This is a genomic window from Caulobacter sp. GW821-FHT09A05, from assembly GCF_059418465.1.
On record NZ_JBWKPX010000007.1, the window covers coordinates 71,555 to 85,758 of the forward strand.

At 68.8% G+C, this 14,204-nt stretch carries 12 protein-coding genes; 5 read left to right on the top strand and 7 right to left on the bottom strand.

Annotation, left to right across the window (positions count from 1 at the left end; translation table 11 throughout):
• The first annotated feature begins 71 nt into the window (after positions 1–71).
• Positions 72–284 (top strand): hypothetical protein, encoded by a 213-nt coding sequence (locus AC07NX_RS08990; RefSeq protein ID WP_494641030.1) that lies wholly within the window; start codon positions 72–74, stop codon positions 282–284.
• On the opposite strand, the gene AC07NX_RS08995 is transcribed toward AC07NX_RS08990, so the two are convergent.
• On the bottom strand, positions 244–1,917 hold the full coding sequence (locus AC07NX_RS08995; protein WP_494641032.1) for a phosphatidylglycerol lysyltransferase domain-containing protein: 1,674 nt from the start codon (positions 1,915–1,917) through the stop codon (positions 244–246). The genes AC07NX_RS08990 and AC07NX_RS08995 overlap by 41 nt on opposite strands.
• A 195-nt stretch (positions 1,918–2,112) precedes the next feature.
• On the opposite strand from AC07NX_RS08995, the gene AC07NX_RS09000 reads away from it, so the two are divergent.
• The 4 genes from AC07NX_RS09000 to AC07NX_RS09015 all read left to right on the top strand — a co-directional run bounded on the left by AC07NX_RS09000 (position 2,113) and on the right by AC07NX_RS09015 (position 6,270).
• Positions 2,113–3,318: an acyl-CoA dehydrogenase family protein gene (locus tag AC07NX_RS09000; RefSeq protein WP_494641034.1), complete on the top strand. Its 1,206-nt coding sequence runs from the start codon at positions 2,113–2,115 to the stop codon at positions 3,316–3,318.
• A 15-nt stretch (positions 3,319–3,333) separates the two neighbouring features.
• Complete coding sequence (locus tag AC07NX_RS09005) at positions 3,334–3,945, top strand: 2-hydroxychromene-2-carboxylate isomerase (protein WP_494641036.1); 612 nt, start codon at positions 3,334–3,336, stop codon at positions 3,943–3,945.
• A gap of 16 nt (positions 3,946–3,961) precedes the next feature.
• Positions 3,962–5,092, top strand: a complete 1,131-nt coding sequence (locus AC07NX_RS09010) for an acyl-CoA dehydrogenase family protein (RefSeq protein WP_494641038.1) — start codon at positions 3,962–3,964, stop codon at positions 5,090–5,092.
• Positions 5,093–5,619: 527 nt separating this feature from the next.
• A complete protein-coding gene (locus tag AC07NX_RS09015) occupies positions 5,620–6,270 on the top strand; it encodes a Crp/Fnr family transcriptional regulator (RefSeq protein WP_494641040.1) in 651 nt (216 codons plus the stop codon).
• Between the two features lie 30 nt (positions 6,271–6,300).
• Here AC07NX_RS09015 and pyk read toward each other — a convergent pair whose 3' ends face one another.
• From pyk to zwf, 6 genes are all read right to left on the bottom strand, one after another.
• Positions 6,301–7,734, bottom strand: a complete 1,434-nt coding sequence (gene pyk, locus AC07NX_RS09020; RefSeq protein WP_494641042.1) for a pyruvate kinase — start codon at positions 7,732–7,734, stop codon at positions 6,301–6,303.
• A gap of 255 nt (positions 7,735–7,989) precedes the next feature.
• On the bottom strand, positions 7,990–9,006 hold the full coding sequence (locus tag AC07NX_RS09025; protein ID WP_494641044.1) for a LacI family DNA-binding transcriptional regulator: 1,017 nt from the start codon (positions 9,004–9,006) through the stop codon (positions 7,990–7,992).
• A 131-nt stretch (positions 9,007–9,137) separates the two neighbouring features.
• Positions 9,138–10,127, bottom strand: coding sequence for a glucokinase (gene glk / locus AC07NX_RS09030; RefSeq protein WP_494641046.1), 990 nt, complete (start codon positions 10,125–10,127; stop codon positions 9,138–9,140).
• 12 nt (positions 10,128–10,139) lie between these two features.
• Positions 10,140–11,951, bottom strand: a complete 1,812-nt coding sequence (edd, locus tag AC07NX_RS09035; RefSeq protein WP_494641048.1) for a phosphogluconate dehydratase — start codon at positions 11,949–11,951, stop codon at positions 10,140–10,142.
• Between the two features lie 4 nt (positions 11,952–11,955).
• The gene (pgl, locus tag AC07NX_RS09040) at positions 11,956–12,648 is read right to left on the bottom strand and encodes a 6-phosphogluconolactonase (protein WP_494641050.1); all 693 of its coding nucleotides are present in this window, start codon (positions 12,646–12,648) and stop codon (positions 11,956–11,958) included.
• Positions 12,649–12,658: 10 nt separating this feature from the next.
• Positions 12,659–14,122, bottom strand: a complete 1,464-nt coding sequence (gene zwf, locus AC07NX_RS09045) for a glucose-6-phosphate dehydrogenase (protein WP_494641053.1) — start codon at positions 14,120–14,122, stop codon at positions 12,659–12,661.
• Between the last annotated feature and the right edge of the window lie 82 nt (positions 14,123–14,204).

The window sequence follows — 14,204 nt, forward strand, 5'->3', positions numbered from 1 at the left end:
AGATTCGGCTCCTTGTGGTTAATGAACGTTAACCATTTGCACGGCCGATTGTCGCAGGCCATGAGAGGCGCATGGACCTGCCCACGACCCTCGCCGTCGCCCTCGCCGCCCTGTTGTTCACCGTCTTCTGCGGTTGGCGCGGGGCGCGTCCGATCAATGTTTTAAAGGGTCCGCGGCTGATGCCGTGGCGCCCCCTGATGGTGGCCGGCGCCGTCGTGGCCCTGCTGATGGCGGCCCATGTCCTCAATCTGCTGGGGATGAAGACGGGCGACCCGCGCTACTAGGTCGCGGCCTTTTGGTCAGTCCGGAAACCCCACCTGACGACAGCAGGCCGATATCGGCGAGCAGAAAAGGGATCGCCCACTTGTGAGGCGCGGCAATGTAGCGCGGCTGCCAGACCGGATCATACTTGTCCTTGTACCGGCGAACGCCCTGGAAATTGTAGATTTCCTCGCCGCGCTCGTAGAGCAGGCGGCCCACGCGCGACATGATCGGGGCCAGCGGACGATCCTCCAGGCCGGCCAGGGGCGCGACGCCGAACTCGAACGCCTGGTAGCCCTGCTCCTTGCCCCAGCCCAGCAGCTCGACGAACAGGTAGTCCATGACGTTCTTGGGCGCGTCGTCGGAGTAGCGCATCAGGTCCATCGAGAACGAAACCTTGTTGGCCGTCGTCCACAGGGTGGCGAAGGCGACGATCCGGTCCTCGACCCGCACCAGGGCGACCGGGAATTCGGCCACGTAGCGCTCGTCGAACCCGCCCATCGAGAAGCTCTTCTCGCCGCCGGCATGGTGGGCCAGCCAGGCGTCGGAGATCGCCTTCAGCTGCGGCATGACCGTGTGGACCTGGTCGGCCGGCAAGACCTCGAAGGCCGCGCCGCCCTCCCCCGCCTTGCGCCAGTTGCGGCGCAGGACCTCGCGGCGGCGGCCGGCCAGGGAGAAGGCCTCCAGCGGCACCGCGGCGCTCTCGCCGGTCTTCTGGATGGCCAGGCCCAGATCGACGCTGTCGGGCAGGTCGGCGGGACCCAGGGCGTAGAAGCCCGCGCGGGCGGCATGGGCGTCGGCCAGTTCGCGGAACCGCCAGAACAGCTCCATGCGTTCGTCGTCCCGTCCGACCGGCGGCCCCATGGCGATCCACGAGCGACCGCGCACGCCGAACATCAGGAAACTCTCGCCCGACGCCGAGAACAGGAAGCGCTTGTCGCCCAGCAGGGCCAGGTTCGACGGTGGCTCGGCGTTCTCGGCCTTGGCCAGGATGGCGCGCACGCGGTCGAAATCGGGATCGGTGTCGTCGACCACCGGCGGGGTGGCCGGCGTCGCGACCAGCCGCCACACGCCGATCGCCATCAGCACGATGGCGGCGGCGGCCGAGGAGCGGATGGCCCGGGCCACTTCCCCGTCGCCGATCGTCTTCATCACCGACTGGTCGGCGTATTCGGTGTGGGCGAAGGTCCACCAGCCGCACAGCGCCACGCCGATCAGGGCCGCCGCGGCCGACAGCAACCAGCCGGGCGTGATCTCCATCCGCGACAGGGCCGCCTTGCGCGGAAAGGCCTCATGGAACGGCAGCATGGCCAGCATGATGGCCGTCAGGATGACGGTCTCTTCCCAGTTCAGCCCCTTGAAGAGCGCCAGGATCGCCCCGCCGGCCAGGGTGAACAGCGCCGCCCACCAGGCCGCGTCCAGGCGCGAGCGCAGGCCGAAGGCCAGCAGGATCAGCACCAGGCCCAGGATCGAGGAGACGAAGTGGCTGACCTCGATCAGCGGCCCGGGAGCCACGGCCACCCAGATCGCGAACCGGGTCGGCTCGGACGGCGTCGCGCCTGAGGCCAGCAGCAGAATCCCGGCGCAGGCCGCCAGGATGGCCGACAGCGTCGGCGCGATGGCGAGGAAGGCAGGCCTCAGTTGCGGCGCGGACATCAAGACCCCTGATCGGCGAATCCCGGCGGGACACGTCATCGCCGCCCTCTATAGCGCGGCTTGCCCGCAGCGGGCGCCCGTCGCGTGACGAACGACCGTTTGAATCAGCTTGCCCCCGCCGCTTCATGGCGTAGTCTGCCGCCGACGACGCGGGCAAGCGTCGCGGAAGATGCGAACGCGTTAGGGAGAACGGCCATGGCGGATTTCGGCGGCGGCGACCTGGAGGCTTTCCGGACCGAGACGCGGGCCTGGCTCGAGGCCAACTACCCCCCGTCGCTGAGCGCGCCGATGGGCGAGGACGACGCGCCCTGGGGCGGCAAGCGGTTCGAATGGAAGAACCCTGACGCCAAGCTGTGGCTGGACCGCATGGCCGAGCGCGGCTGGACCGCGCCGATGTGGCCCAAGGCCTATGGCGGCGGCGGCCTGTCCAAGGCGGAGAACAAGGTGTTGGAGCAGGAGCTGCGCCGCCTCAAGGCCCGGCCCGCCCTGATGAGCTTCGGCGTCTGGATGCTGGGCCCCGTGCTGCTGGAATACGCCACCGAAGAGCAGAAGCAGCGCTTCCTTCCCGAGATCGTGCGTGGCGAGACCCGCTGGTGCCAGGGCTACAGCGAGCCGGGCGCGGGCTCGGACCTGGCCGCGTTGCAGACCAAATGCGAGGACAAGGGCGACCACTGGCTGATCAACGGCCAGAAGGTGTGGACCAGCTACGCCGACCAGGCCGACTGGATCTTCTGCCTGGTGCGCACCGACACCACCAAGAAGCACGAGGGCATCTCGTTCGTGCTGTTCGACATGGCCTCGCCCGGCGTCGAGGCCCGGCCGATCAAGCTGATCAGCGGCTCCTCGCCGTTCTGCGAGACCTTCTTCGACAATGTGAAGGTCCCCAAGGACCAGCTGGTCGGCAAGGTCAACGGCGGCTGGGAGATCGCCAAGCGCCTGCTGCAGTACGAACGCCAGAACATCTCGGCCTCGGGCTTCGGCGGCGGCGGCGGGCTGGACCTGGTCGAGGCGGCCAAGAAGGAGGTCGGCGTCGACGCTTCCGGCAAGCTGGCCGACGGCGACCTGCGGGCCCGCATCGCCCACCACCGCATGGACGCCCACGCCTTCATGCTGACCGTCCGCCGCGCGGAAGCCGAGTCCAAGCAGGGCTCGGGGCCCAGCGCGGCCGTCTCGATCATCAAGTACGCCGCCGCCAAGATGAACCAGGAGCGCACCGAGCTGCTGGTCGAGGCCCTGGGCCTGCAGGGCCTGGGTTGGGAGGGCGAAGGCTTCACCCCGGACGAACTGGCCGCGCCCCGCGCCATGCTCCGCGCCAAGGGCAATTCGATCGAGGGCGGCACCAGCGAGGTCAACCTCAACGTCGTCGCCAAGCGCGTGCTAGGCTTGCTGGATCATCAGTAACGACGGCGCGAGACCATGATCGAATTCTGGTACGAGTTCGGCTCCACCTACAGCTATCCCGCCGCCATGCGCGTCGAACGGCTGGCCCAGCAGGCGGGCGTGGCCGTGGAATGGCGGCCGTTCCTGCTGGGGCCGCTGCTGCACGACCAGCAGGGCCTGACCGACAGCCCGTTCAACGCCTTTCCGGTCAAGGGCGACTACATGTGGCGCGACCTGCAGCGGGTCTGCGACCGGGAAGGCCTGCCGCTGGTCCATCCCAGCCAGTTCCCGCGCAACGGGCTGCTCGCCGCCCGCATCGCGATCGTCGGTCTGGAAGACGGCTGGACACCGGCCTTCAGTCGCGCGGTCTACCAGGCCAATTTCGTCGACGACCAGGACATCTCGAAGGCCGAGGTCCTGGCCCCGCTGATCGCCTCGGTCGGCGCGGGTCCGGATCAGGTCCTGGCCGCCGCCGCGACCGATCCCGTCAAGGCCCGCCTGAAGGACCATGTCCGCCAGGCCCGGGAGCGCGGCCTGTTCGGCGCCCCCTCCTTCGTCACCGCCGACGGCGAGCTGTTCTGGGGCAACGACCGTCTCGAACAGGCCCTCGCCTGGGCCGTCCGCCATCAAGACCCCGAAACCGCTTAACTGGAGCCAGCCTGACATGGCCGTCCTGACCGAAGAACAGACCATGCTGCGCGACGCCGCCAAAGGCTGGACGCAGGACAGCGCCCCGGTCGGCGCCCTGCGCAGGCTGCGCGAAGGCTCGAAGCAGAGCTTCGATCCGGCGACCTGGAGCGAGATGGGCGCCATGGGCTGGGCCGGGGTGATCGTGCCGGAGGAGCACGACGGCTCGGCCTTCGGCTATCTGGGCCTTGGGCTGATCCTGGAGGAGACCGGACGCAATCTGGTGGCCTCGCCCCTGCTGTCCACCGCCCTGGTCGCGGCCTCGGCCCTGGTCCTTGGCGGATCGGACGCCCAGAAGGCCGAATGGCTGCCGAAGATCGCGGCCGGCGAGGCCGTGGCGACCCTGGCCGTCGACGAAGGCTCGCACCACGCGCCGCTGAACACGGCCCTGTCGGCGGCGACATCCGGCGGCGGCTTCGTCCTCAACGGGACCAAGACCTTCGTGATCGACGGCGACTCCGCCGACCTGCTGGTCGTCGCCGCCCGCACCTCGGGCGCGGTCGGCGACAGCGACGGAATCACCCTGTTCCTGGTCCCGGGCGATGCGCCGGGCGTGACACGCACTCACCTGGCCCTGATCGACAGTCGTGGCGCGGCTCGGATCACCTTCGACGGCGTGCAGGTCGCCGCCGACGCGGTGCTGGGCGAGGTCGGCCAGGGCTGGGCGATCCTGGAACCGGTGCTGGATCGCGCCTATGCGGGCCTCGCCGCGGAGATGCTGGGCGCCGCGACCGCCGCCTTCGAGATCACCCTGGACTATATCAAGACCCGCACCCAGTTCGGCCAGGTCATCGGCACGTTCCAGGCCCTGCAACACCGCTCCGCCAAGCTGTTCACGGATCTCGAGACCACCCGTTCCTGCGTCGAGGCCGCCCTGGAGGCCGCCGACGCCGGCGGGGATACGCGCCTATTGGCCTCCCTGGCCAAGGCCAAGGCCAGCGAGGTGCTGCACCTGGCCTCCAACGAGATGGTCCAGATGCACGGCGGCATCGGCATGACCGACGCCCATGACGCCGGCCTCTACATGAAACGCGCCCGCGTGGCCGAGGCCCTGTTCGGTTCCGCCTCGTTCCATCGGGATCGATACGCACGACTGTCGGGGTTCTGAAGGTCGCCAGCCTTCCCCTCGGAAGTAGCCAAGGTCAATCTGACCGACAGTCCGCCCCACCTGGGCGACAAGGCCCGCGTCGAGCTGGGCTAGCGCTGACGGCCGTCGGCGGGCGCGACCTCAAACCTGGTCAAGCGGCGGCAGGTTGCCGCTCAGCGAAGACGGCCCGTCGAAGGCCGCGGCATCCACCGGACGCCTGTCCACCGGGTCCAGATGATTCCATCTGAACTCGGCGAACGCCAGGATAGCGAAACGACCGCACTTCAGTTGACCTGACGACACTGTACTCAGAGGAGCATGAGGTAGAGAACGGCCGCGGCTATTCCGACAATGTCGGGTATGCGACAGACTTACTTTGGGAGACTTTTTGCAGCGGCCCATTTGTGTCGACTACGCGACAGCACCGCCTCGACTTCCAATCTATAGCTTCAAATCCTTACCGCATACCGATGATCGATTCGCTCGACGGGGCCGCCGCAACCTTGAAAAATCGTCTGCTTGCCGCCTTGCCGACGGAAGATCGCGGCTTGATCGCGCCCCACCTCGTCCAGCATGAGCTGGAGAAGGGTCGTCACCTGTACGATCCCGGCGATCCGATCGAAGCCATCTATTTCCCGCACGACTGCGTCATCTCCCTGATGACCCTGATGGAAAATGGAGCGGCGATCGAGTCCGCGCCGGTCGGGCGCGAAGGCGCCCTGGGCCTGATGGCCGCGGTGGCGCCCCGCCAGTCGCTGGTGCGGGCCATCGTCCAGGCGCCGGGCCAGGCCTCGCGGATCAGCGCCTCGGCCCTGCATGACGCCTGGAGGCGCAGCCCCGCCCTGCGCGACCTTGTCGACCGCCACAACGAGGCGCTGTTCGGCCACGCGATCCAATCGGTGGCCTGCAACGCCCTGCACGGCGTCGAAGCCCGCTTCTGTCGCTGGCTGCTGTCATGCCGTGATCGCATCGACAGCGACACCATCAACCTGACCCAGGAATTTCTCGCCGACATGCTGGGCGTCCAGCGCACCACGGTCACGGCGGTGGCGGGTTCGCTGCAGGCCAAGGGCCTGATCCGCTATCGCCGCGGCGTGGTCGACATCCTCGACCGGGCCGGCCTGGAGGCCATTACCTGCGAGTGCTACGCCGCCGTGCGGCGCGGCTATGAGCGCCTGCTGCCGCTTCCGTTCGGCTGAAGCGCCTCCAGGTCCGGCGGACGATCGTCCCTATCTGCGCTTGCGCGTCGGGAACGGCGCGTGGGCCAGGCGCAGCAGGTTTGCCGCGCCTGGGGCGCCAAACGGGGTGCCGGCGACGATCAGCACGCGCTCGCCCGGGCCGACCAGGTTCAGCTCGACCGCCTTGGCGACGGCGTCCGAGGTGACCACCTCCAGGCTGTCGGGCTGGCCGCTGACGCGGGCCTCCACGCCCCAGACCAAGCACATGCGGCGGACCGCCTCGACGCGGGGCGACAGGGCCAGCACCGGCTGCAGCGGCCGTTCGCGCGACAGGCGGCGGGCGGTGGCCCCGGTGGTGGTGAAGGCCACCAGGCACTTGGTCGAGCCGGCCTTGGCGGCCTGGGCCGCGGCGACCACCAGGACGTCGGCGTCCTCGTCGTTGTGCGGCTGTTCGGCCTGCATCAGCTCGGGCCAGCGCGGATCGCGCTCCACCCGTTCGATGATGCGGCTCATCATCGTCACGGCCTCTTCCGGATAGTCGCCGGCCGCGCTCTCGGCCGACAGCATGACCGCGTCCGCGCCCTCGTAGACGGCGTTGGCCACGTCCGAGGCCTCGGCCCGGGTCGGGGTCGGCGAGCTGGTCATCGACTCCAGCATCTGGGTGGCGACGATCACCGGGATGCCGCGCTCGCGGGCGGCGCGCAGGATGACCTTCTGGGCCACCGGCACCTCTTCAGGCGCCATCTCGACGCCCAGGTCGCCACGCGCCACCATCACCCCGTCGCAGAGGTCGAGGATCGGGCCCAGCACTTCCAGGGCCTGGGGCTTTTCGATCTTGGCCAGGACGGCGGCGCGGCCCTCGACGATGCGGCGCAACTCGGCCATGTCTTCCGGCGCCTGCACGAACGACAGGGCGATCCAGTCGACGCCCAGACGCAGGGCGAAGGCCAGGTCCTCGCGATCCTTCGGCGTCAGGGGCGACATCGGGATCACGACGTCGGGCACGGCCACGCCCTTGCGCTCCGACAGCTTGCCGCCGTTGACCACGGTGGTGTTGGCATAGCCGGGGCCCGCGTCGGTCACCGTCATCCGCAGCTTGCCGTCGTCCAGCAGCAGGGTCGCGCCGGGACGCATGGCCACCAGGATCTCGGGATGCGGCAGGTGCACCCGCGTCGCGTCGCCCGGCGTGGGGTCGCTGTCGAACCGGAACGCCTGGCCGGCCTTCAGCATCACCGGCCCCTCGGCGAACTTGCCCACGCGAAGCTTCGGCCCTTGCAGGTCGGCCAGGATGCCCAGCGGCCGCCCGACCACCGCCTCCGCCGCGCGGATGGCTTCGTACGAGGCGGCGTGGTTGTCGTGGCTGCCATGGCTGAAGTTCAGGCGGAAGACGTCGGCTCCGGCCTTGGCCAGGGTGATGATCATCTCCGGCGAGCTGCTGGCCGGGCCGATGGTGGCGACAATGCGGGAGCGGCGCGCGCGGATCATGAACCTGCTCCTGAGAGGCTAGAAAATGCTGCAATGCGGCAAGAAATACCGCACAGCGGAAAGGATTTGCTTTTGGCGAACGTCATTTTCGGATTTCACGCCTGACAACGTTGTCTAGCGGTCCAAGCCTGGATTCGCCATTGCTGACTTAGCGTCAACTCCAAAGCCTTTCCACCTCCATAAGAAATATGCAGGGAGAAGGCCTGGAAATCTGAACGCGCGAACCGGGGTCCGGGTCGCGCGACGGAGCCGGGCCTAGCCGACCGGCCCGGTGGATTCACGGACCACCAACTCGAAATCCAGCAGGCGCGAAGGCGGCGGCTCGCCCTCCGTCCGGGTCGCGCCGGTCAGCAGCAGGTCGGCCGCGGCCGCGGCCATGGCCTGGATCGGCTGGCGCACGGTGGTCAGCTGCGGCCAGACGACCTTGGCGCCGGGCGTGTCGTCGAAGCCGGCCACCGACAGGGTCTGGGGCACTTCCAGACGCAGCCGATTGGCGACCGCCATCACCCCCAGGGCCATGTCGTCGTTGGAGGCGAAGATCGCCGTGGGGCGGTCGGGGCGGTCCAGCAGCCGCTCGGCCGCCTCGAAGCCCGAGCGGAACGAAAACAGGCCCTGCTCGACATGATCCGCGCGCACGGCGCGGCCGTGCTCCTTCATCGCCGCCACATAGCCCTCGTAGCGCAGGTGCGAAGCGCCGTGTTCGGGGTGGCCCTTGATGAAGCCGATGTCGGTGTGGCCCAGGGCGATCAGGTGGGCGGTCATCTCATAGGCGGCGCGCACGTCGTCCATCCGCACGTGGGCCGAGCGATCCAGATCCTGGTCGGGCGAGAGCCGCACATAGGGCACGCCCTCGGCTTCCAGCACATCCAGCACCGCCACGTTGTCGCAGACCGGCGGCGTCAGGATCACGCCGTCCATGCGCAGGGTGTGCAGCATCGGCTCCACCTGGGCGGCCACGTCGCCCGCGGAATCGAGCGGCTCGACGATCAGGTGGTAACCTTCCTCCCGGCAGCGGGCGATCGCCCCCAACTGCACGTCGGTGACGTAGGCGGGGCTGGGATTGTCGAAGAACACGCCGATCAGATAGGCCTTCGAGCCCGCCAGGCTGCGGGCCGATATGTTGGGTCGGTAGTTCAGGGCGGCGACGGCTTCCTGCACCCGGGCGCGGGTGTCGGTCTTCACGTTCGGCTCGCGGTTCAGCACCCGCGAAACGGTCTTGATCGATACGCCCGACAGGCGGGCGACCTCGTGGATCGTAACCTTGGAACTCAAGACCAGCCTCGCGAAGCGTCGGAAAGCGACAAGCGACGCAATAAAGGCATGACAACCTTGTCAAGGCGAGCCCACTTCCGGTGGAAATCTCGCCTCGCCTGATCGGAAACGGCGCCCCCGGGCGAAAAGCCCTACGAGATGGCGGCCTTGCCGTCCGGCGTCATGGCGACGGCGGCGCCGATCAGGGCGGTGTGGGGGTTCATCACCACGTGGGTCGGGATCGCCCTGGTGTAGTCGCTGAGCCGACCCTTCGATTCGAATCGCTCGCGGAACTCGCCCTTCTCCAGCAGGTCGACGATCCGCGGCGCGATGCCGCCGGCGATGAAGACCCCGCCCCGGGCGCCCAGCGCCAGGGCCAAGTCGCCGGCCGCGGCCCCCAGGATCGCGCAGAACCGGTCGATCGTGACCTTGCAGCACGCATCACCGGCCACGCCGTGCTCGGTGATCTCCTTGGCGGTCAGTTCATCGACCTTGCGGCCCTCGATCTGGCCCAGCAGGACGTGCAGGTCCTCCATGCCGGGCCCCGACAGGATGCGCTCGATCGAGCAGCGGCCGAACCGCTTGTTCAGCGCACGGAGGATCTCGATCTCGACGTCGTCGAACGGGGCGAAGGCGATGTGCCCACCCTCGGTGGTCAGGGGCGTCTCGACGCCATGCCGGCGCACCATGCCCGCCGCGCCGAAGCCGGTGCCGGGGCCGATGATCGCCAGATCGCCCTCCCCCGAGGTCTGCAAGGGACCGATCTGGCGCAGGTCCTTGGGGGCCAGGCGCGGGGCGGCCAGGGCCTGGGCGGTGAAGTCGTTGATCAGCCTGGCCGTACGGAAGCCGCCGGCCCGGCGCAGGCTGTCCTCCGACAGCTTCCAGTCGCTGTTGGTGAACTGCACCGCGCCGTGCTCGATCGGACCGGCGACGGCGACCACCGCCTGGTCCGGATGACGGACGCCCATCTTGTCCAGATAGGCTTCGACGGCGTCCTCGGCCTGGTCGTAGTCCTCGCCCTTGTACGAGGTCGGCTCGATCAGCCTGGGATCGGCGCCGTCGAAATCGACCAGGGCGAACCGCGCATTGGTTCCGCCGATATCGCCGACCAGGCCAAGCCCGATGGAGTTCAAGCCGCTCATATCCGTCACTTCCTAAGCAAACAGCACCGACGCGCCGTGGTCGGACGCGCCGACTCCCGAGCGCAGCAGACCGAAGAGTTCCCGTCCAAAGCCCGGCTTGGACGCCGGGACTTGCGCCGGCGTGCGGGCGCGCAGGGTCGCCTCGTCCACCAGGATTTGCAGCTCGCCGGTGTGGGCGTTGAGCGAGATGACGTCGCCGTCCTGGACATAGGCCAGGGCACCGCCCTTGGCGGCTTCCGGCGTGATGTGGATCGCGGCCGGGGTCTTGCCCGAGGCGCCGGACATCCGGCCGTCGGTGACCAGGGCCACCTTGAAGCCACGGTCCAGCAGCACCGAGATCGACGGCGACAGGTTGTGCAGTTCGGGCATGCCGTTGGCCGACGGCCCCTGGAAGCGGACCACGACGACGACGTCGCGGTCCAACTCGCCGCGCTTGAAGGCGGCGATGAAGTCTTCCTGCTCCTGGAACACGGCCGCCGGGGCGGTGATCACCTGGTGCTCGGGCTTCACCGCCGAGACCTTGATCACCCCGCGACCCAGGTTGCCGGTCAGCAGGCGCAGGCCGCCTTCCGGGCTGAAAGGGTCAGAGGCCGGGCGCAGGATGTTGAGATCCAGCGATTCCTCGGCGCCCTCGCGCCAGGCCAGTTCGCCGTCGATCAGCACCGGCTCCTGGGTGTAGCGCGACAGGCCGGGGCCGGCCACGGTCAGGACGTCCTCGTGGGCCAGACCCGCCTTCAGCAGTTCCTTGACCACGAAATGGATGCCGCCAGCGGCGTGGAACTGGTTCACGTCGGCCGACCCGTTCGGATAGACCTTGGCCAGCAGGGGCGTGGCCTTGGAGATGTCGTCCAGGTCTTCCAGGGTCAGGATGATCCCGGCCGCATGGGCCATGGCCACCAGGTGCAGGGCCAGGTTGGTCGAACCGCCGGTGGCCATCAGGCCGACGACGCCGTTGACCACGGCCTTCTCGTCTATCACTCGGCCAACCGGGATCCAGTCGTTGCCCTTGTGGGTGATGGCGGCCACCCGCTTGGCGGCCTCCTTGACCAGGGCCGTGCGCAGCGGGGTGTGCGGATGGACGAAGGCCGAGCCCGGCAGGTGCAGGCCCATCAGCTCCATCAGCATCTGGTTGGTGTTGGCCGTGCCGTAGAAGGTGCAGGTGCCCGGGCCGTGATAGCTGGCGCTCTCGGCGGCCAGCAGTTCCTCGCGACCGACCTTGCCCTCGGCGTAGAGGGCGCGGATGCGGGCCTTCTCCGAATTGGGCAGGCCGGAGGTCATCGGCCCCGCCGGCACGAACATCGCCGGCAGGTGGCTGAAGGTCAGGGCGCCGATCAGCAGGCCCGGCACGATCTTGTCGCAGACGCCCAGGTACAGCGCGCCGTCGAAAGCGTCGTGGGTCAGGGCGATGCCCGTGGCCATGGCGATCACGTCGCGCGAGAACAGCGACAGCTCCATGCCCGGGCGACCCTGGGTGACCCCGTCGCACATGGCCGGCACGCCGCCGGCGAACTGGGCGGTGGCCCCGACCTCGCGCGCCGCGTCCTTGATCAGCGCCGGGTATTCCTCCAGCGGCTGGTGGGCCGACAGCATGTCGTTATAGGCCGAGACGATGCCCAGGTTGGGGGCGTTGACGTCCAGGGCGCGGACCTTGTCCACGGCCGGCGAGGCGGCGAAGGCGTGGGCCCAGTTGGCGCAGCTCAGCTTGGCCCGGCCCGGCTGGGCGGCCGCGGCGGCGTCCAGATTGGCCAGGTAGGTGGCGCGGCTGTCGCGGCTGCGTTCGATGATCCGCGCGGTGACGGCGGCGATCACGGGGTTCAAGGCCATGGGACTACTCCGCCCAGAGAATACGGACCGGGGCGCGGTCCTGGTTCAGAATCGCGGCGATCGGCAAGCTTTGATCGACCGGACCTTCGAGCAACGTCTTCTTGGCGCCGCCGGTGATCAGCAGGACGATCAGCGACGACTGGATCAACGCCTGGAAGGTCAAGCTGATCCGGGGCAGGTCCGGCGCCGGCCGGCCAGGCGGCACGGCGATCACGGCGCGCTCGGACCTGGGGTCCAGGCCTTCCGCCAGTTTCGGGTTGCCGGGGAACAGCGAGGCGAAGTGGCCGTCGGGGCCGACGCCCAGCAGGGTCACGCCGAACGGCAGCGCGCCGGCGACGCCGGCCTCGGCCTTGGCCGGGACCTCGTCCTGGGACACGCCGTCGAAATAGAGCGGCGCGAAGTCCGCCTTGGCCGCCTCCCCCGTCAGCAGATGCCGGCGAACCAGGCCTTCGTTGCTGCTGGGGTCGGACGGCGGCACGAAGCGCTCGTCGGTCAGGGTGACCACGACCTTGTCCCAGGGGACGGTCATCGTCGACAGGCGGTCATAGACCGGCGCCGGGGTCGAGCCGCCGGTGGCGGCGAACCCGGCCTGGCCGCGCTTGGCCACGGCGTCGGCCAGGGCCGAGGCCACGACCGAGGCGGCGGCGTCGTACAGCGCTTCGCGCGTGGCGAACGCCTCGATCTTGGGGAGGGTCATGGTCGCCACGCTATTCGTTCCACCCCCGGCCCTGGGGCGAGATCAGCGCCGTGGCGCTGTGCGGCCCCCAGGTGCCGGCGGCGTAGGGCGCGGGCTCGATCTTGGCCTCGGCCCAGGCGGCCGAGACGCCGTCCACGAACTTCCAGGCCTGCTCGACCTCGTCGCGGCGCACGAACAGGGTGCGGTCGCCGCGGAACACGTCCAGCAGCAGCTTCTCATAGGCGATGCGACGGCGGCTGCCGGCCGCGCTCATGGCCAGCGACAGCGGCAGGGACTGCAGGCGCATGCCCTCCTCCGACAGGCCCGGGCGCTTGGTCATCACGGTCAGCGAGATGTCCTCGTCCGGCTGCAGGTCGATCACCAGGCGGTTGGCCTTGGTCTCGGCCTGGGCGGCGGCGCCGAAGATGTTGTGCGGCACGGGCTTGAACTGCACGACGATCTGGGTGCGGCGGTCGGGCAGGTTCTTGCCGGTGCGCAGGAAGAACGGCACGCCGGCCCAGCGCCAGTTGTCGATATCGACCTTCATGGCCACGAAGGTCTCGGTCTTGGAGGCCTTGCCAACCTCTTCCAGATAGCCTTCCCGCGCCGTACCCTCGACCACGCCGGCCACGTACTGGCCGCGCACGGTGTCGTGGGCGACATTGGCCTTGGTGAACGGGCGCAGGGACCGCAGGACCTTGACTTTCTCGTCGCGGACCGCGTCCGGGTCGAAGCCCGACGGGGCCTCCATGGCCACCAGGCACAGCAACTGCAGCAGATGGTTCTGCAGCATGTCGCGCAGCGCGCCGTACTCGTCGTAATAGGGCCAGCGCTCGCCGACCTTCTCGGTCTCGGCGATGGTGATCTGCACATGGTCGATGTGCTTGTTGTCCCACAGGGGCTCGAACAGCACGTTGCCGAAGCGCAGGGCGGTCAGGTTCTGGACCGTCTCCTTGCCCAGATAGTGGTCGATGCGGAAGATCTGGCTTTCGTCGACCACCGCGCCGACCGCGCCGTTGATCACGCACGAGCTGGCGAAATCCTTGCCGATCGGCTTTTCCAGCACCAGGCGCGTCTTCGGGCCGGTCAGGCCGGCCGACTGCAGGGCGGTGCAGACCGAGCCGTACAGGCTGGGCGACAGGGCGAAATAGACGACGAGGTCGCCGTGCGCGCCGACCTTGTCGGCCAGGGCCTTGGCGCCCTCTTCCTTGGTGATGTCGACCGACAGGTAGTCCAGGCGGGCGGCCAGGCGATTCCATGCCGATTCCTCGACGGTGGCCCGCTTGCCCAATTGCTCGCGCACCAGCTTGCGATAGCTGTCGGGCGTATGATCGTGACGGGCCAGACCGATGATCCGCAGGTCGTGCGGCAGGAGGCGGTCGACCTCGAGAAAGTACAGCGAAGGCAACAACATGCGCAGCGCGAGATCGCCCGCGCCACCCAGCAGAACCAGCACTTCGCGACCGGTCTGGTCGACGTTTGTTTCTTTGGCCAAAGCTTCCACCCTATGACAACGTTGTCATGCCACGCCCTCTCGAGCAATGCAAGCGGGCCCATGACGTCAGGGGCCGATGTCC

Excerpts from the sequence above, each read along its gene's own strand:
- AC07NX_RS08990 (WP_494641030.1), top strand. The coding sequence starts at position 72 with ATGGACCTGCCCACGACCCTCGCCGTCGCCCTCGCCGCCCTGTTGTTC.
- AC07NX_RS08995 (WP_494641032.1), bottom strand. The coding sequence starts at position 1,917 with ATGTCCGCGCCGCAACTGAGGCCTGCCTTCCTCGCCATCGCGCCGACG.
- AC07NX_RS09000 (WP_494641034.1), top strand. The coding sequence starts at position 2,113 with ATGGCGGATTTCGGCGGCGGCGACCTGGAGGCTTTCCGGACCGAGACG.
- AC07NX_RS09005 (WP_494641036.1), top strand. The coding sequence starts at position 3,334 with ATGATCGAATTCTGGTACGAGTTCGGCTCCACCTACAGCTATCCCGCC.
- AC07NX_RS09010 (WP_494641038.1), top strand. The coding sequence starts at position 3,962 with ATGGCCGTCCTGACCGAAGAACAGACCATGCTGCGCGACGCCGCCAAA.
- pyk (WP_494641042.1), bottom strand. The coding sequence starts at position 7,734 with ATGATCCGCGCGCGCCGCTCCCGCATTGTCGCCACCATCGGCCCGGCC.
- glk (WP_494641046.1), bottom strand. The coding sequence starts at position 10,127 with ATGAGCGGCTTGAACTCCATCGGGCTTGGCCTGGTCGGCGATATCGGC.
- edd (WP_494641048.1), bottom strand. The coding sequence starts at position 11,951 with ATGGCCTTGAACCCCGTGATCGCCGCCGTCACCGCGCGGATCATCGAA.
- pgl (WP_494641050.1), bottom strand. The coding sequence starts at position 12,648 with ATGACCCTCCCCAAGATCGAGGCGTTCGCCACGCGCGAAGCGCTGTAC.